Raw genomic sequence first — 17,621 nt, 5'->3', positions numbered from 1 at the left:
TTCCTCACACATGAGATCTTATAAGCGGTCACTTCATTGCGATGGTGTTGAGGGGTGTGTCAGGATGAGGAATCCGTATGTGAGAACGGCTTCTAGTCTGTATATTAATTACTTTTTATTAGGTATGGTCAATATAATTTTGGCTTCCAATATGCCATTTTTAATCAAACAGTTAGATACCAATAGTGCAGGAATTAGTTATATGATTTCGGCGCTTGGCATTGGCAGGGTACTTACGTATGGTTTATCGGGCGTGCTGTCAGATCGTTTTGGGCGGAAGCCGGTCATTTTGGTTTCGGGTGTGCTCATGGCGGTGTTCCTGATCGGAATTCCATTGTCTCCGAATTATCAAATTGCGTTTGCGTTTGCGATTTTGGCAGGAGTCGCGAATTCAGCGATGGATGCTGGGACATATCCTGCATTAATGGAGGCTTTCCCGCAAAACTCGGGATCTGCGAATGTGATGGTGAAGGCCTTTATATCAATTGGGGCAACCATTTTGCCACTCGCGATTTTCTTTTTGGCAGAGCATGGTTTGTTTTATGGAATGGCATTTTTTGTTCCTGCTCTGATCTACCTTGTGAATGTTTTGATGCTGTGGACCTTGCCATTTCCGAATCATCGCAAGGTAGAACAAGTCCAGGTAACGGACCATGACGGACTTCCACGCTTCTCGACAGAGCCTACATTTTGGAGAGAAGGGATCGCACTCATTGTGATCAGCTTTACGTCAAATGGGTTATATGCTTTGCCGCAAATTTGGCTTCCTACGTACGGTGAGGCTATATTGGGGATGGCATCGGGCAGTGCTGTGAAACTGCTCAGTTACTATAGCATGGGCGGGCTGCTGTCTGTCGTGATGCTCGCATTTCTGTTGCGCCGTTTTGTCCGTCCGGTCACTGTGCTGCTGATCTATCCAATCATTACACTTGTTTCCATTTGTGTGCTCTTGGTCGTGAAATCCCCAGTCATCGGAACCGTCAATGCGTTTGTATTGGGATTTTCAACAGCAGGAGTCTTTCAGTTGACGTTAACTGTGATGGCTGAATTCTTCTGGAAAAACAAAGGGACGATGACAGGGATTATCTCCACGGCGGGCGGCGTGTCGGCTATCGTCATCCCAGTTGTAACAGGTTTAATTCAGAGTCACTCGTCCATTTTACAAATCTTTATGTTCGATGCAGTGGTGGCTGTTGCGGCCATTATCGGCGCATTGTATATCCTGTATCGATACCGCCAAATCATGGTACATGATTAAAAAAAGACGACCTCCGTTCAGGGAAGTCGTCTTTCTTTTGTATTAGAATCGGTCATTTTCAAAAAGAATTTGTTTTACTTGATCAACTGGCATATCTTCACCAGTAAAGAGTTTGTAAGCAAGTGCACCTTGCCATAGCATCATTCCAAGACCATTAATGGTTTTGGCGCCAGCTTCCTGTGCTTGCGCAAGTAGCTTTGTTTTTTGCGGGTTGTATACGACATCTGTCACAATCAAATCTTCACGAAGTACATCAAGTGTATCATCGATAATGCTGAGTTGATCTAGTGGTTTCATGCCAAGGCTTGTCCCATTTGCTAGAATCGCGCTTTCTGCTACTTCACGGCGGAACGCGTCTTTGTCTTCAAGTGGGAAAATGTTTGCTTTGACACCGAAAGATTTCATTTCGTTGTTGATATAATTTACATTTTCTTCTGCTTGAACAAAGTATTGATCATTACGAGCGAAAATACTAATTTCACGAATGCCAGATTGTGCAAGCTGAATCGCAATCGGAGTCGCCGCACCGCCAGAGCCAACGAGAGTGACCTTTTTACCGGCTAATTCAACGCCATGTTCAATCAAGTTTCTCACATACCCAAGACCGTCTGTGTTGTAACCGATGAGCTTACCATCCTTGTTGACAACGGTATTGCTTGCACGTGTGTATCTTGCAGAATCGTCTAGTTCGTCTAAGTAATCTAGTACTTTCATTTTGTTCGGCATAGAGACGTTAAATCCAGCTGCACCCATTGCTTTCATACCGTATACGGCTGCTTCTAGTTCATCGTTCCCTACTTCAAATGCGAGATAAGCATAGTTGATCCCTGTTAGTGTATAGCCAAGGTTATGCATCCGTGGTGAAAGGCTGTGCCCGATTGGTGTAGCAAGAAGACCGACTAATTTTGTTTTCCCATCAATATTTCGTTCATGTATGTTTGTCATGATTGACATCTCCTTAATTATCTAAATAATTTTTTCATGCGTCCAAGAACAAAGACCGCTAGCAATACGCTCATAACCGCAATGATCATATCGAAAAATAACGTCATTTTAATATCGTACGTGCTGACCAATCCACTTGTAATGAGCGGCACGAGAATAAACGCGGAGCTTGCCGCAATGTTGACGTAGGATGAAGCCGTTGCTTTGTTTGTCGGGAATAGTTTCATCATAATACTCATCGCCAGCTGGAAGATTCCCGCTGTAAATAGCCCTAAGAAAAAAGTGCTGATAATGACAATGCTGTATGCTTCGATTTGGAAAAGTGAAAGCATTGCAAGGAACGCCCCAATTGGATAAATGATCGCTACCATAATCGGTGAAATGAATTTATCTAAGACGATCGATAGCAAGAGAACAGATACCAGTGCACCGATACTAAAATAAGATAGAAGCTGTGTGGCTTGTTCTGTGCCAAGTCCGATTAATTTTAACCCGAGCTGCGGAAGCCATGTCTGCCATACGACAAATAATGCAGTTGACGTGAATCCCATGAGTACAACAGCTAAGCCTTCGCCAAGCATTTTTGGTTCTTCTTTCAGCTGCTCCTGTACTGGAAGAGCGTCTTGTGAAGAAACTTGCTTATGGTTCGGGAAGGGCATAAAGATTAAGTAAATCCCAACAAGTAAATAAAGAAGTCCTAGTCCAAAGAACGCCCAGCCCCAAAAGATGTCATGTGCCACTAGGAACGCCAAGATAAATGGAAGAACAGTCGCACCAATGGATACAGACGCCTTCACTAAAACAGACGCCGAACTTGCTTTCTTCGGAAATGACTCTGTCAAAGCAGGATAGGTTCCTGAATCAAGCAGTGAATTTGCAATACCTGCTGAAATCGCAAGGATGAATGCCAGTGTATAACTCGTTGTCGTTGGAATACCGATTAAGAATAATAAGTAAAGAAAATTTCCTGTAATAATGACAGGCTTACGTCCCCAACTGTCGGCTAACCGGCCTGAGAAAAAGAGAGCAATGAGTTTACCAATTCCGATCGCCGATACAAGCAAGCTGATTTTCGGAATATCTACATGGTAACGTTCAGATAAGCTGTCCATGTTAGAAGCTACAATAATATTGATCATGCCAAGCATGAAGTAGTTTAAATACATTCCAAGTGATGATTTAATATAAGGATTTTTCATGTTCCCACTCCTATATTTGAAACCCCTTTAAGGTTAAATTCTTTGTATACCCTTTGATATTTCCTTACATGTACATAAGTCCATCACAACACCCCTTGTGTGATTGATGAGTAAAATAATGAATATTCATCTGTTCTTCAATTAAGTACATCGTTCTACTAAAATACAAAAAATGATACCAGTCATAATTAGAAAACGACACTTCATGATTTGATCAGAATCATAAAAAATCAATTTCTCCTGTTTTTCAATAGAAATAACGATAAGATGAAATAGGTATAACGATATACTAAAAGAAGCAACGTGATAAATATACTCCTGTGTTTTAAATGTGTCAAGTTTATGACTTTGTGATTTAAAAAAAGAAAAATGAAACAAAGAAATCATTGACTTGATCAATAAAAAGAGAGAATTGCTGCATGCAATTCTCTCTTTCATCATGAGGGAGCGGTTTCTCTAATATGAAGTTGAGGCTTTAAGATCAATCTCTGCAGTTCTTCATCCTGTTCGTTCATTTTATGATATAAAAGGTTCGCTGCTTTTACCCCGATGGATCGGGGGAAGGAGGAAACAGTGGTGAGCGGCGGATGGTACATCTCCGCTTCAGGAACATTATCGAATCCAACCACATCGATATCTTCACCAGGCTTAATGTCCCGTGCTGACAGTTCTTGAATGACCCCAAATGCGACTAGATCGCTAAAACAAAAAATAGCAGTAGGAGGCTCAGGCTGATCAAGCACTTGGCCAAGTGCTTCTTTCCCGCCTTCACGAGTAGGTTCTATGTCAATAATAAGAGAATCATCAATCGTCAGATTTTCTTCGTCATGGGCTTTTTTGAAACCTTTCATCCGCTCAATCCAAGTCGATGAGGTCTTGATGCCGCCTAAGAAGGCGATACGCCGATGCCCCTTTTGAAGAAGATGATGAACCGCCATCCAAGCACCTTGTTCATAATCAACACCGACATAGTCACATTGCACATCTGATAATTCACGATTTGCCAGTACTTTTGGGGTGCGAATTTGATTTAATTGTTTGACCGTTCGTGCAGAGCTTTTTGAAGCTGGGTTTAAAATAATTCCGCCCACTCGGTGCTCTACCATTGTGGAAATGAGCCGCTCCTGTTTATCGACACTGTCAAAGGTCGTACCAAGTAGAACAGTATAGCCCAGTGACTCAAGTGTGGTTTGCACGCCAATTAAAAACTCAGAAATAAAGGTGTTAGAAATATCCGTGACAATCACGCCAACGATATTTGAGCTTTTTGACCGCATGTTGGCAGCAACGCGGTCGTATACGTATCCTAAGTCCTCCATGGATTGCAGTACTTTTTTTCGAGTGGCTTCAGAGATTCTAGGATTATTTCGAACAACAAGTGATGCCGTTGAAGTCGAAACACCGGCATGCTTGGCGACTTCCTGTAATGTGACACGCTGTTTGTTCATTTTTTTCATTTGTTTTCACCAACTTCCATGGATTGCCTAACTTTGTTCTTGATCAAGAGGGATTTCTCCATCAAACGAGCCGAACATCTTTTGATTTATTATACATGAATCAAGGGGGATTGATGAAGTGAAGTTATATGGCTGCCACCGTCACTCATAAAAGATTTCCATTGACAGCTTTCTTTTAGAGGCGTAAAATATGAAATTATTCAGAAATAGCAACATTTTAAGTAAATAACGAAGGCTATGATTGCTGTGGGTCACACTATAGCAGGAGCAGCTTCTGGAGAGACCGCATGTATGTGCGGCGCCGAAGGGTTCACAATCTCAGGCAAAAGGACAGAAGAGTACGAAATATTGTATTTGTAATGCATGGATGAAGCCGTGTATTGCTTTTCTCTATTTTGCTATTCTTTTATGACCGTGAGATTGGAGCGCATCCAATCTCTTTTTTTATGGACTTTTTGAGAGTTCATTATTTCAGTATAAGATCGTGTCGTAGGAGGGCGTTAGCATTGGAACAACAAGAATTAAAACGAGATTTATCAAACCGCCATGTTCAGTTGATTGCAATTGGCGGAACCATTGGAACTGGGCTGTTTTTAGGCTCTGGAAAGGCCATTCAATTGGCAGGTCCATCGATCATTTTTGCTTATTTAATTGTCGGAATGGCGATCTTTTTCGTCATGAGGGCACTTGGTGAACTACTCTTATCGAAGACAGGCTATCAGTCATTAACCGATATTGCAGAGGATTACCTTGGTCCGTGGGCATCCTTTGTGACAGGGTGGACGTATTGGTTTTGCTGGATTATGACCGCGATGGCGGATGTTATTGCGGTCGGAGTGTATGTGCAGTATTGGTTTGACATCCCGCAATGGATTCCTGCTATCATTTGTTTGTTGATTTTACTAGGGTTTAATTTATTAACGGTGAAGCTTTTCGGAGAAATGGAATTTTGGTTTGCACTCATTAAAGTGATTACGATTCTATTGCTGATCGGAGTTGGAATTGTCCTTTTAATCATTGGTTTCCAAACAGATGCAGGGCCGGTGACGGTAACGAATCTTTGGTCACACGGCGGACTATTCCCGCATGGTGTCACAGGCTTCTTACTGTCATTCCAAATGGTCATCTTTGCGTATGTGGGAGTGGAACTGGTCGGTGTGTCCGCAGCAGAAACAGCCAATCCGCAAAAAAACATCCCATCTGCGATTAATAAAATTCCATTAAGAATTCTCTTTTTCTATGTGGGCGCCATTTTTGTCTTACTGTGTATCAATCCATGGACTGAACTCAGTGCATCAGAAAGTCCTTTTGTGAAAACCTTTGGGCTGATTGGAATTCCAGTAGCAGCGGGACTCATTAATTTTGTTGTCTTGACGTCTGCGGCTTCGGCTTGTAATAGCGGTATGTTCTCAACGAGCCGAATTTTGTATAATCTCAGTCATCAAAAACAGGGCCCATCTTCCTTTGGCCGCCTGAACAAGCACGCTGTTCCAAGTAATGCACTATTCGTTTCAACGATTGTAGTTTCGGTCGGTGCTCTTTTAAGCAAGCTGATTCCAGAACAAGCCTTTGGTATTGTCACAACCATCAGCGCCATTTGTTTCATTTGGGTATGGAGTATAATTCTAATTTGCCATTTGAAATATAAAAAAACAAAGCCTGAACTGCATGCAGCATCTACCTTTAAAGCACCGTTCACACCTTTTGTAAACATTTGTGTTCTTGTCCTTTTTGCTGCCATTCTTGTGATCATGCTGTTTGCGGATGCAACACGTCCGGCGCTCTTGTTAACACCGGTTTGGTTTGGTTTCTTATTATTGATTTATGCACGAAAGAAACGCCGTGCGTCATAATGGACAGAAAAAAGCACAGCCTTTGTATTAGGCTGTGCTTTTTGTTTATTTAACGATTTCTAATCCTGAACATATAATTTGCATTCAAAATAATTAAAACAAGTCCAATCACGATGATTGAAAAGAGCTGAGAGTGATTGGCTCCAAGGGAATACACGATTAGAATAAACATGGCACCGGTCAATAAGATGTTCATCATTTGATACGTGTGAAACAATCCGCCAAGCATCACATGCTTTTCACCTTCGTCGGAAATAGCAAGCAGTTTTTTACTATAATCTTTGTCAGAAGGGCTTGGGAGATTGCGATTAGGGTAGACAAGTTTTAGAACGGATATCGCTACGTAAGAACTGATAATGGTGACGATAAATATAGCAATATTGACGAGAATCAGCCAAATAGGCTGTTCGGTGACGATAGCCATACCGATGGCAATAATGGATAAAATGGTACTCACCGTATTGGCTAAAGTCGAATCAGTAAAGGTGCGATACTGTTTTACTTCGAGTTCATCCTCTTCATCTCCAGATACCGAAAGTGATACTCTTTTCTTCATACGTGAAATCCCTGAAAAACAATAAACAATCAATACAATCGTCAAGCCGCTGATGACAAGAGTCGCTTCAAATGCAACATCAAGAAGGGTCATCTCAAATTCAGCTGCAAGCAGACAGTAAGCACCGAGAAAGCCAAGGAGAGCACCTAAGAGCATTTTGTATACAGTTTTCATGATAGTTCATCCTCCTCGAATAGAAAAATACGTTCAATGGGTTCCTGAAAAATTCGTGAAAGCTTAACAGCGAGCAAGAGAGATGGCATTAGTTCATCTCGCTCCATTAAGCTGATGGTCTGACGAGAAACTTTTGCACGATTGGCAAGCTCAGTTTGGTTCAAACCATCACGCGCACGAAGCTCTTTTAATCGATTTTTCATTCTGTCACCTCAATTTGATCTGAATCTTTCTTTGATTGTAAAGCATATTATTCAATTTGACAAGTAAAGTTGTCAAATTGATAAAAATAATTGTCAGAAAGATCATCTTTCTTCAAAAGATGAACCATGATACGCTAAAAGAAAGAGAAACAGAAAATAGGTGATGCCCGTGTTCATTGACCAATTAAAAAATGACTTACATCAATCTCAACCGTTATTTATTGGAGAAGAAACAGCGTTCAAAGCTGCAGTCCTTGTCCCTTTGGTGCAAGTAAACGGAGAATGGCATATTTTATTTGAGGTGCGATCGCTCATTATGAGAAAACAGCCTGGCGATATTAGCTTCCCAGGAGGCAAACTCGACGGCGGCGAAACCGCACAAGAAGCTGCACTGCGGGAAACATATGAAGAACTAGGGATTCCGCCCGAATCCGTCAAGGTGTTAGGACAGCTCAGTCCTTATATTGCCTCTCCATCCTTTGTGGTATATCCATTTGTCGGAATCATTGATGAACAGCAGGTCAAACATTCCTTTAATCAAGAAGAAGTAGAGGAGACCTTTACTGTGCCTCTATCATGGCTCATCCAATACGAACCGTACTTACACCATGTATCGGTGCAGCCAACACCAGGAGAGGACTTTCCTTATGAAAAAATCATGAATGGAGAAAAATACAGCTGGGGGAGTCGTTCGATTGAGGAGTGGTTTTATGATTACGATCGTTACACCATTTGGGGGTTAACTGCCCGCATATTAAAACATTTTGTGATGGTTGCAAAAAGAAATTCCTAGAGAATCAGCTCTAGGAATTTGTTGTAGAAAGGCGTTCTTTTGCGGTTTCTTTTCCTTTCCCTTTTCCAATTAGGATGGGCGCTTTAGCTTGGCTCAATCCATATGAAGGCATGTTCACGTAGATAGATTCATATGAGCCGGCTTGAATTTGATACGTTTCATGATAAATTCCGACAGCGTCATTATTTCGTGCTCTTTGGTTAAATCCTTTCCAAGCAGCCAAATGCTTCTCCATCTTGGCGTAGGCAAGGAGGTCCTCTGTTGATTTCCAATATTGGATCATGGTGGTGGTGCGTAAACCGAAGTAATTTTCTGTCCCTAGAAAACCAAGTTCTTCTTGATGTGTATAAAGTTCTTTGATCATCCCCGGCATCGCCTTAAATACTGGCAGCCATTGATGGACAGCCCAGCGTTTATTGATTCTCATTCCGATAATGAACACAACAATCGGCTCAGAATTGTCTGTTGTATACCTGCCAGCACGTATATTTTTTTTCACTTGTTCACCCTTCTTTCTTCATCGATTCACAGGTCTCCACGCACCAATCAATTCCGGCCTGCGCCACTTTCTTTCCGTAATCTAACGTATACAGCCAATACTTCGCATCAGCTTCATCTGGATACAGCTCTTGAATGTTTTGTTCAATCGCAACATATGTCTCATAACGGATACGGAGCTGCCTCTCATAATCCTGTAAAAGCACCAATTTTTTCTCAAACGAAAGATATTGACCAAAGAATAACTTTAATAACACTTCATTTCGTTCTGATGGTACTTGATCGAGCGGCTGCGCCAGCCATTGCCTCAACGTGTCCAGCCCTTTTTCAGTCAGATGATACTCCCGCTTGTCTGAGCGCCCAGTTGTAGAAGCGGGTGAAACCTTCGCAAGCCCTTCCTCGACTATTAACTTTAAAGCTGGATAAATTTGTCCATAACTAATTTTCCAAAAGTGATGCAAGCTCCTATCAATTAATTGCTTCACTTCATACCCAGACTTACAATCTGTCGTTAAAATCCCCAAAATCGCATACGTCGTATCATTGTATTTTTTCATTGATCAACACACCTATCTAAAAGATATATCATTTAGATATATAATAAACGATGTATAACTGCAGATACAAGAGGTATGAGAAAAAAATAAATGCTAGAAAGGAGGTGAAGAGATCACTGATTGGTTAATCAATAAGATGAATCCTTCATATAGAGTGAACGATCATAGTTTGGGGGGGGACATATGAGTAAATCAAAAATCTGGATCATGACTATTCTGGCGGTACTACTGATTGGTGGAGGCGGCTGGATAGCCTATCAAGCAATCGCAAAAAAGAGTGGTTTGAATCATCCCTACGCCTTTGCATATAAGACTCATGATCGTGTGAACTGGTTCAAGGTAACGGAAAGAAACGGAAAAGTAACAGGTCATCTGAATGAAACCATTTTAGAGGAAAATCCGAAAAGGCATTATGATCCCAATATGTTTATCAACAAATATCAATTAACTGGGAAATCAATTGAAAACGGTTACGAATTTTATGTGAAGCAAGGGAAAGAAACGGTCACATATGAAGTTCACCTTGCCGAAAAGGATCTTTCTGTGAAAAAACAAGGTGAAAAGCACAGCATCACATACAAAGCAGTTGATCAAAAAAACCTACGTGCTGTTCAACAGGACATTCATACTCGATATGAGAAACTGATGGATGACACGGAAAATAGATTTCATGATTATGTACGAAACTTCATTAAGAAAGTAACAGGCGCTTATGGTTATCTGTATACGGCAGAGGATGGTTCGTACCAACTATTTCTAAAAGTAAAACGAATGTATATGCAGTCTGAATGGGCAGGTTCTTTTCTAATGAGAAAGACCCCAGGAGATGGTGGTGAACCTTATAAAGAAACGAAACATACAGCTGGTGGAGTTTCAGATGGGATGATGTTTGATTTGAGTACTTATCCTGCAATTGAAAAGGGTTTTATTTTAGGTGAAACTGACCGAGACGCAACATACATTAAATTTCCTTTTAAAATGGCAGGCGGGACAATAGAATTTAAAGCGGTCACGAAAGAGGAATATCAAGAACAAACAGAAGAATTCAAAAAGAAGGCGAAAGAATTGCAAAAGTAGATCGTGTTGGAACAGATGAATGTTGTGAATGGCATTTCAGGGCGATCAGAATTTAGTTGAATATCTAAATAGGGATCATGAAGGTTTTTTAAATCATATATTAGTGGAGGTACGTATGAGTAAATTGAAAATGTGGGTCGTGTCTATCCTGGCAGTACTCATCTTAGGTGGAGGCGGCTGGACAGCATATCAAGCAATCGCACAAAAGAATTCATTGAATCATTCCTATGCATTTGCGTATAAAACGAAGGATAGCATGAGCTGGTTTAAGGTATCTGAGAGCAAAGGGAAAGTAACAGGGCATTTGAATGAAAAGTATATAGAAGAAGAAAGATGGTATCCGCATATCTATAAAAAACAATTTGTCGTATCCGGCAGTTCAAAAGAAAATGGGTATGAATTCAGAGTCACACAAGGTAAAGAAACGATCGTATACGATGTTCATTTTTCAGGAAAAAACCTTTCAGTGAAAAAACAAGGCGAAAAGAAAAGCACGATTTATAAGGCAATCAATCAAAAAAAGCTAGAGAAATATCATAAAGATATCCAAAAACAATATGATTATCTATTTGATACCGCGGAAGATAGGTTTTATGATAGTATGAGAAACTTCAAGGAGAAAGTGGCAAAGGTATATGGCTTTCTCTATACGGCAAAGGACAAACAATTATTTTTACAGGTGAAAACGATGCATATGGAACTTGGATGGTCCGGCTTCCTTCTAATCACAACTGTTCCCGGAGAAGAGTGTAAGCCTTATAAAGAAATGAGATTAGAAGTCATGGGTGATACGGATGGAAGAACTTTTGTAATGGGCCATGAGCCTTCAATTGAAGATGGGATCATTCAAGGTTCCACTGATCGAGATGTAAAATCAATCAAACTTCCATTTAAAATGACAGGCGGTACCGTAGAGTTAAAAGCGGTTACGAAACAGGAATACCAAAAACAAGCGAAAGCATTCAAAAAGCAGGCAGAAGAAAGAAAAAAATAGATGATGGAAACCAGATGAGTAAACTTATCTGGTTTTTATAATGGAGATAGTTCTTAGTGATGATAAAAGGATATCGATGTATAAACAAGCGAGAAAGGTTGTTTTAACTAAATCAAAGAAAATCAATTTAGGTATATAGACCTTAATAAATTTCTGAAAAATAAATGTTGACGCTTTCATATAATCAATATATACTAAAATCAAATCCAATATAAATAAATTAGACATGTGACTGGTCATGCAGGCAGGATCTAAAAACGATGAATTTCTTTAATTTGTCGTTTTAGGTCCTTTTTTTATTGCCAAAATATAGGTCTCATGTATGAGGAAAAGGGGGAGGAAAAATGAATTATACACAAGTTGCCAAAGACGTTTTACAGCATGTAGGTGGTAAAGAAAACATTGCGCACCTTGAGCACTGTTCAACTAGACTTCGCTTCACGCTAATTGATCAGAAAAAAGCAGATGTACCAGCACTAGAAAAAACACCAGGTGTCATAGCTGTCAGAATGTCAGGACAATGCCAAGTGGTGATTGGGAATGACGTGATTGAAGTGTATCAAGAGGTAACAAGTCTAATGGGTGGCAGCTCATCGGGGCAAGTCGTGCCATCAAATCAGCCAAAAGAAAAAAGAAAAATAGGCACAGTTCTGTTAGATTTCATTGTCGGTGTCTTCCAGCCGCTTGTTCCAGCTATCGCAGGCGGAGGGATTTTAAAATCATTTCTTCTCCTTTTCTCTCTATTAGGCTGGATGGATGCAAAGGGTCAAACCTATCAAATATTGAACATGGTAGGGGACGCGCCGCTTTACTTCCTGCCTTTACTAGTCGCTGTAACGACGGCGAATAAACTAAAGGTGAACCCACTGGTCGCATTATCAGCAGTCGGTGCGCTTCTTCTTCCGAACATGACGGCTATGCTTACTGAAGGTGCGCAATTGCTGTCATTCGACGTGAAAAATATAGCTTATGCGTATCAAGTGTTCCCAGCAATCCTTTCTGTATTGCTATACGCTCAAATGGAAAAATTCTTTACACGATTTTCACCAAAACCAATTCGGATTTTCTTTGTTCCAATGATGTCATTGGTCATTACTGTACCAATTACATTACTTCTATTAGGACCGATTGGTTTTACAGCAGGACAGGGTTTTTCATCCATCATTCTCGCAATGTTTAATACAGTAGGCTGGGTAGCTGTCGCGATTTTAGCAGCAGTCCTCCCATTCATGGTCGCATCAGGTATGCACAAAGCAATGGTCCCTTATGCAGTCACAACGATGGGAACCCTTGGGAAAGAAGCACTTTATTTACCTGCATCACTTGCACATAATATTGCGGAAAGTGGAGCGTGTTTCGCTGTAGCACTACGCACAAAAGACAAGGTACTCAGATCAACAGCCATTTCGGCAGGGATTTCAGCATTTTTTGGTATCACAGAGCCTGCTTTGTATGGTGTGACACTTCAAAATAAGCGAGTTCTTGGAAGTGTCATGATTGGTTCGTTTGTTGGCGGGATCTTCATTGGATTAGTTGGTATACAAGCCTTTGTACTTGTTGGCCCTGGATTAGCAAGTATGTCAATGTTTATATCAGATGAGCTCCCACGAAATCTAATGTTTGCTGTCATTGGAGCAATCATTTCCTTTATTGTCGCTTTTATCGCTGCTTTTGTATTAGGTAAGGATAAAACAGTAGTAGAAGAAAAGAAAAATGACCAAGCTGCATTTGCTGAACAAATTGGAGCGGGTGAAACATTCAAAAGTCCTGTGATTGGTCAAATGATCTCTCTATCTGAAGTGAAAGATGATATTTTCTCTTCAAAGGTCATGGGAGACGGGATTGCCATTGTCCCTTCAGAAGGTGCGCTTTACGCACCAGTAGATGGTGAAGTGACCATGCTGTTCGAAACAAATCATGCACTTGGTATGAAAACGGACCAAGGGGTTGAAGTATTATTCCACATTGGCCTTGATACCGTTCAACTGGAAGGACAGTATTTTCATCCAAAAGTGCAGGCAGGGGAACGTGTTCAAGCAGGAGATTTACTGATTGAATTTGATGTAGAAAAAATCATAGCAGCAGGTTATGATCCAGTTACACTTGCTGTCATCACAAATACAGATCAATATGAAATAAAGGTACAGCCATTACAAGAGGTCAATCGTCAAGATACATTGATGGTTGTCACACAATTAGGAGGCTAAACAGATGACAACAATTAAAGGTTTTCCAAAAGGATTTTTATGGGGCGGCGCCATTGCCGCCAACCAAGCAGAAGGCGCTTGGAATATAGATGGAAAGGGACCATCAGTTGCAGATATTGCAATGTATCGTTCCAATTTAAGTGTAGAAGATTATGAAGGACATCTTGCTGTGACTTCTGAAAATATAGATCGTGCAATAAAAGACCCAGACGATAAAAAGTACCCTAAACGCAGAGGGGTTGATTTCTATCATCACTATAAAGAGGATTTGGCTCTATTTGCTGAAATGGGCTTTAAAACACTTCGCATTTCTATTGCGTGGAGCCGGATCTTCCCTACTGGAGAAGAAGCTGAACCAAATGAAAAAGGGCTGCAATTTTATGATCGTGTATTTGCCGAAATGAAAAAACTCAATATAGAACCGATTGTGACACTCTCTCATTATGAAATGCCTTTAGCCCTTAGTGTGAAATATAACGGCTGGGTGGAAAGAAAAGTGGTCGATCTCTTTGTGAAGTTCGCCAATGTATGTTTCGAACGTTATCAACATGATGTGAAATATTGGCTCACCTTTAATGAAATTGATAGTATTCACCGCCACTCATTCATTACAGCAGGAATTATTCCTGATCGTTGCCCAGAAGGCAAAGTAGAAGAGACGGTGTATCAAGCACTTCATCATCAATTTGTTGCATCTGCTCTTGTCACAGCTGATTGCCATCGTATTATCCCAGGCAGCCAGGTTGGGTGTATGCTGACAAAATTGACAACGTATCCGCATACGTGTCACCCGAATGATGTGGAACAAGCCTTAAAACAAAACTTAGAAAACTATTTCTATGCAGATGTTCAGGTGTTTGGCGAATATCCACCACTGATTACACGGATGCTTGAGAGAAAAAATATTCATATTCATATGGAGGCAGAAGACCTCAACATTCTAAAAGAAAACACAGTCGATTTCATTTCATTTAGCTACTATATGTCTTTAACTGAATCAGCTCAAGAAGGGTTAGAACAGACAGAAGGAAACACGATTCGAGGAGTCAAAAATCCTTACCTGCCTTCAACTGACTGGGGCTGGCAAATTGATCCGGTTGGTCTGAAAATTTCTTTAATTGAACTGTATGATCGCTATCAAAAACCTCTTATCATTGTCGAGAATGGAATGGGCGCAAAGGATGTAGTTGAAAGTGATGGCTCTATCCATGACGACTATCGGATTAACTATTTTAAAGAGCATTTCCGTCAGATGAGAGAAGCGATTGAAGAGGGCGTCGATCTCTTTGGATATACGAGCTGGGGCTCAATTGATATTATTAGTGCAGGTACATCACAAATGTCAAAACGCTATGGCTTTATTCACGTAGATCAAGATGATGATGGAAACGGAACGTTAAAACGATCTCGAAAAGACTCATTTTATTGGTACCAAAAAGTCATTGAGACAAATGGTGAATCGCTTGATTGAACACCACAATCATGAAAACAGGTGATGACGATGTTTAAAATCAAAAAAGTTTTAAACTCGAGTGTGGTCCTGGCTGAAGATCAGAACCAACAGGAGATGGTTTTGTTTGGCCGTGGGATTGGCTACGGACAGAAACCGGGTCAAATGATAGAAGAGAAAAAAGCGGACCAAGTCTTTATGTCAGTCGATAACATGAGAGCAAAGGAATTTCTTCAATTGTTAGATTCAATGCCTCAAGAGTTTATCGATTTAACTCAGCGCATCGTCCAATATGCAGAAAAACGGTTAAATTCAAATCTAAATTCAGGGGTTTATTTTACCTTAATGGATCATTTGAATTTTGCTGTTGAACGACATAAAAAGAATATTAATATTACGAACCGCGTGTACTGGGAAATCAAAAATTACTATACTGAAGAATTTGAAGTAGGGAAGTACGCTCTTGAGTTAGTCAATGATACATTGGGCATACAATTGCCAAAAGAAGAAGCTGCCAATATCGCCTTTCACTTAATCAATGCATTAGGTGAAGAATCCGATTCGAAAGATAGCATGAAATATGCCAAAATGATCGGAAGCATTGTCAATCTTGTGCGCTATACACTGAATATGAAAATGGACCAAGAAAATATTCATTACAGTCGGTTCATTACACATGTGAAGTTCTTTGTAGAGAGGTTTTATGCAAATAAATTACTTTCGGATCAAGAAAATGAGTTGTTTGAACAAATTGCACACTTGTATCCTCAGGCGATGGATGTTGCTTTTAAAATCAAAGATTATATTAAACAGGTGCATAGTATCGTCATTCCTAATGATGAGCTTACTTATCTTGCGGTACATATACACCGCCTCATATCTTATCAGCAATTAAAATAATGGTGGAACCACTTGCCTTGTGATCGGGCAAGTGGTTCTTTGCTGTGATCAATTTTATATTAAGTTCCGATAGGTCGTTCTGTTGTGCCAGAATTCGTCTCATTTAACGAATTGAAAGACACTGTTTGTCCGAAAACGACGATGGTTAATGCGATGATCAATAAACTCATTTTTTTCATTAGAATTCCTCCATTCAAATATAGGATGGTTCATGTGATAGGCTTCCTTCAAAAAGAGATAGGCTTGATGAATGGCACCTAAATCTTCAAAGTGTTTTGCAGCTAGTGCACTTAATTCACAGACACCTTCAGCATCCTTTAATTCTTTTAGAATACTGATTTCCTCGAAACAGGCTTGAGCTTTTTGAGACATATCCTCAGTAAAGTATAGATGGTAAAGCAAATTCATTTTTGCTGTATAGATGGGGCATTTCTCTGATTCATGTTTTTGTTTGACCAATTCGAAGTAATAGAGAGCTTGTGTTCTTTCATCAATAGAGAGCAGCTCTTTGACTAACATAAACATGGTGTGATGGAAATAGCACGATGAGAGGTAGTTTTCATCACTTAGAGCCTTTTCTAGGGCATCGATACATTTTTTCGATTCTCCAGCTTCGGCATACAGAATACTGATATTATGAAAAAGCTGTGAAGTTAGAAAATGATCATTTAGACTGTCAGCGATGTGTAATGCTTTTTTGTAGTAGTTTTCTGCTCTTGTGAAGTCACCAATATCCATATAATTAGCAGCAGCGATGACAATGGCTGTCGCTAGTCTTCTTTCATACCCTTCATGACTTTTGAAAATATCTATAGCATTCTGAATATAGTGAAGAGAAATTAGGCTCTGACGAAGTAGCATATATAAGTTTGCGATTTTCGTATGGAATTCAGCTACTTCTATTTCATCCGGAATGTTTTGCAGTTTTTTCTCGGCAATTTTAAATAGTCCAATGGCTGATGCATAGTCTCTGTTATATGAAGCGTAAAGGGCTTTGTATAGGTAAAAATAGTATTCAATTAAGTCGTTTGTTTTAGAGGGGCAATCTAGCTCTGTCTGTTCATTCAGTTTTTTACCTCTTCGTTCATATATCATGAGTTTATACTTGCCTTCTAGCAATGAATAATACGTCAATACCTCCTGATTCTCTTCCATTTCTTGAAGCAATTGCTTTAATTCTGTGTACATTGCGTTAGCACTTTGTACATCATGTTTGCGAATCGCAATTCGCCAATCATTTAAACGGTTCCCCACCTGTTCAGCAGAAATGATAGCCATGAAATTTCACCTCTTTAAGATCCTTTCACCTGTTTCATAAAAAACGATATCACAATTTTTGGAAAAATATAATCATTTCTGTGAGGTGATTGCCAAGAGGTAATAAAAAGGACCTATGGTCATGTGATGTACGAAATTGTAATGATGATTGAATGTTTTTACAAATAATTAAAATCTTTTTTTAATCGTCTAAAAAAGGAATATATACAATGGGTTTTATGA

Annotated in this window: 16 protein-coding genes and 1 riboswitch; of the genes, 8 read left to right on the top strand and 8 right to left on the bottom strand. The window is 40.0% G+C overall.

Annotation, left to right across the window (positions count from 1 at the left end; genetic code table 11):
* Positions 1-64: 64 nt before the first annotated feature.
* Entirely contained in the window at positions 65-1,258 is a 1,194-nt protein-coding gene (locus MHI16_RS18515; RefSeq protein ID WP_144461432.1) for an MFS transporter, read from the top strand.
* Positions 1,259-1,300: 42 nt separating this feature from the next.
* Here the strand turns inward: MHI16_RS18515 and MHI16_RS18510 are convergent, their stop codons facing one another.
* The 3 genes from MHI16_RS18510 to MHI16_RS18500 form a co-directional block, all read right to left on the bottom strand.
* Positions 1,301-2,203, bottom strand: a complete 903-nt coding sequence (locus MHI16_RS18510) for a shikimate dehydrogenase (protein WP_058013249.1) — start codon at positions 2,201-2,203, stop codon at positions 1,301-1,303.
* 17 nt (positions 2,204-2,220) lie between these two features.
* Positions 2,221-3,402: an MFS transporter gene (locus MHI16_RS18505; protein WP_144461435.1), complete on the bottom strand. Its 1,182-nt coding sequence runs from the start codon at positions 3,400-3,402 to the stop codon at positions 2,221-2,223.
* Between the two features lie 437 nt (positions 3,403-3,839).
* Entirely contained in the window at positions 3,840-4,859 is a 1,020-nt protein-coding gene (locus MHI16_RS18500) for a LacI family DNA-binding transcriptional regulator (RefSeq protein WP_058013252.1), read from the bottom strand.
* Between the two features lie 264 nt (positions 4,860-5,123).
* A riboswitch (glycine riboswitch) is annotated at positions 5,124-5,203 on the top strand.
* A gap of 162 nt (positions 5,204-5,365) precedes the next feature.
* On the opposite strand from MHI16_RS18500, the gene MHI16_RS18495 reads away from it, so the two are divergent.
* Complete coding sequence (locus tag MHI16_RS18495; protein WP_003214712.1) at positions 5,366-6,712, top strand: amino acid permease; 1,347 nt, start codon at positions 5,366-5,368, stop codon at positions 6,710-6,712.
* Positions 6,713-6,761: 49 nt separating this feature from the next.
* Here the strand turns inward: MHI16_RS18495 and MHI16_RS18490 are convergent, their stop codons facing one another.
* Together MHI16_RS18490 and MHI16_RS18485 are read right to left on the bottom strand one after the other, a co-directional pair.
* A complete protein-coding gene (locus MHI16_RS18490; RefSeq protein WP_058013253.1) occupies positions 6,762-7,442 on the bottom strand; it encodes a DUF3169 family protein in 681 nt (226 codons plus the stop codon).
* Entirely contained in the window at positions 7,439-7,645 is a 207-nt protein-coding gene (locus tag MHI16_RS18485; RefSeq protein WP_012011842.1) for a helix-turn-helix transcriptional regulator, read from the bottom strand. Before MHI16_RS18485 ends, MHI16_RS18490 begins: the two co-directional genes overlap by 4 nt.
* A gap of 169 nt (positions 7,646-7,814) precedes the next feature.
* On the opposite strand from MHI16_RS18485, the gene MHI16_RS18480 reads away from it, so the two are divergent.
* Entirely contained in the window at positions 7,815-8,438 is a 624-nt protein-coding gene (locus MHI16_RS18480) for a CoA pyrophosphatase (protein WP_058013254.1), read from the top strand.
* Between the two features lie 10 nt (positions 8,439-8,448).
* Here the strand turns inward: MHI16_RS18480 and MHI16_RS18475 are convergent, their stop codons facing one another.
* Positions 8,449-8,937, bottom strand: coding sequence for a DUF4188 domain-containing protein (locus MHI16_RS18475; RefSeq protein WP_008347392.1), 489 nt, complete (start codon positions 8,935-8,937; stop codon positions 8,449-8,451).
* 4 nt (positions 8,938-8,941) lie between these two features.
* On the bottom strand, positions 8,942-9,493 hold the full coding sequence (locus MHI16_RS18470) for a PadR family transcriptional regulator (protein WP_008347390.1): 552 nt from the start codon (positions 9,491-9,493) through the stop codon (positions 8,942-8,944).
* Positions 9,494-9,676: 183 nt separating this feature from the next.
* Here MHI16_RS18470 and MHI16_RS18465 point away from each other — a divergent pair, with 183 nt between their 5' ends.
* From MHI16_RS18465 to MHI16_RS18445, 5 genes are all read left to right on the top strand, one after another.
* Positions 9,677-10,570 carry a hypothetical protein gene (locus MHI16_RS18465; protein WP_058013255.1) on the top strand — a complete coding sequence of 298 codons (894 nt, stop codon included), beginning with the start codon at positions 9,677-9,679 and terminating at the stop codon, positions 10,568-10,570.
* A gap of 115 nt (positions 10,571-10,685) precedes the next feature.
* Complete coding sequence (locus MHI16_RS18460) at positions 10,686-11,564, top strand: hypothetical protein (RefSeq protein WP_058013256.1); 879 nt, start codon at positions 10,686-10,688, stop codon at positions 11,562-11,564.
* 344 nt (positions 11,565-11,908) lie between these two features.
* A complete protein-coding gene (locus tag MHI16_RS18455; RefSeq protein WP_058013257.1) occupies positions 11,909-13,771 on the top strand; it encodes a beta-glucoside-specific PTS transporter subunit IIABC in 1,863 nt (620 codons plus the stop codon).
* 4 nt (positions 13,772-13,775) lie between these two features.
* On the top strand, positions 13,776-15,242 hold the full coding sequence (locus tag MHI16_RS18450; RefSeq protein WP_058013258.1) for a glycoside hydrolase family 1 protein: 1,467 nt from the start codon (positions 13,776-13,778) through the stop codon (positions 15,240-15,242).
* Positions 15,243-15,272: 30 nt separating this feature from the next.
* Positions 15,273-16,121 (top strand): PRD domain-containing protein, encoded by an 849-nt coding sequence (locus MHI16_RS18445; protein ID WP_058013259.1) that lies wholly within the window; start codon positions 15,273-15,275, stop codon positions 16,119-16,121.
* A 99-nt stretch (positions 16,122-16,220) separates the two neighbouring features.
* Here MHI16_RS18445 and MHI16_RS18440 read toward each other — a convergent pair whose 3' ends face one another.
* A complete protein-coding gene (locus MHI16_RS18440; RefSeq protein ID WP_058013260.1) occupies positions 16,221-17,399 on the bottom strand; it encodes a Rap family tetratricopeptide repeat protein in 1,179 nt (392 codons plus the stop codon).
* Between the last annotated feature and the right edge of the window lie 222 nt (positions 17,400-17,621).

This window comes from Bacillus sp. FSL K6-0923 (assembly GCF_038630825.1).
In the GTDB taxonomy this organism is placed as follows: Bacteria; Bacillota; Bacilli; order Bacillales; family Bacillaceae; genus Bacillus; species Bacillus pumilus.
This window is presented reverse-complemented; position numbering and strand designations above follow the sequence as displayed.

What these genes read in the sequence shown, in the direction of transcription:
- MHI16_RS18515 (WP_144461432.1), top strand. Translation starts at nt 65, where the DNA reads ATGAGGAATCCGTATGTGAGAACGGCTTCTAGTCTGTATATTAATTAC.
- MHI16_RS18510 (WP_058013249.1), bottom strand. Translation starts at nt 2,203, where the DNA reads ATGACAAACATACATGAACGAAATATTGATGGGAAAACAAAATTAGTC.
- MHI16_RS18505 (WP_144461435.1), bottom strand. Translation starts at nt 3,402, where the DNA reads ATGAAAAATCCTTATATTAAATCATCACTTGGAATGTATTTAAACTAC.
- MHI16_RS18500 (WP_058013252.1), bottom strand. Translation starts at nt 4,859, where the DNA reads ATGAAAAAAATGAACAAACAGCGTGTCACATTACAGGAAGTCGCCAAG.
- MHI16_RS18490 (WP_058013253.1), bottom strand. Translation starts at nt 7,442, where the DNA reads ATGAAAACTGTATACAAAATGCTCTTAGGTGCTCTCCTTGGCTTTCTC.
- MHI16_RS18485 (WP_012011842.1), bottom strand. Translation starts at nt 7,645, where the DNA reads ATGAAAAATCGATTAAAAGAGCTTCGTGCGCGTGATGGTTTGAACCAA.
- MHI16_RS18470 (WP_008347390.1), bottom strand. Translation starts at nt 9,493, where the DNA reads ATGAAAAAATACAATGATACGACGTATGCGATTTTGGGGATTTTAACG.
- MHI16_RS18465 (WP_058013255.1), top strand. Translation starts at nt 9,677, where the DNA reads ATGAGTAAATCAAAAATCTGGATCATGACTATTCTGGCGGTACTACTG.
- MHI16_RS18460 (WP_058013256.1), top strand. Translation starts at nt 10,686, where the DNA reads ATGAGTAAATTGAAAATGTGGGTCGTGTCTATCCTGGCAGTACTCATC.
- MHI16_RS18455 (WP_058013257.1), top strand. Translation starts at nt 11,909, where the DNA reads ATGAATTATACACAAGTTGCCAAAGACGTTTTACAGCATGTAGGTGGT.
- MHI16_RS18450 (WP_058013258.1), top strand. Translation starts at nt 13,776, where the DNA reads ATGACAACAATTAAAGGTTTTCCAAAAGGATTTTTATGGGGCGGCGCC.
- MHI16_RS18445 (WP_058013259.1), top strand. Translation starts at nt 15,273, where the DNA reads ATGTTTAAAATCAAAAAAGTTTTAAACTCGAGTGTGGTCCTGGCTGAA.
- MHI16_RS18440 (WP_058013260.1), bottom strand. Translation starts at nt 17,399, where the DNA reads ATGGCTATCATTTCTGCTGAACAGGTGGGGAACCGTTTAAATGATTGG.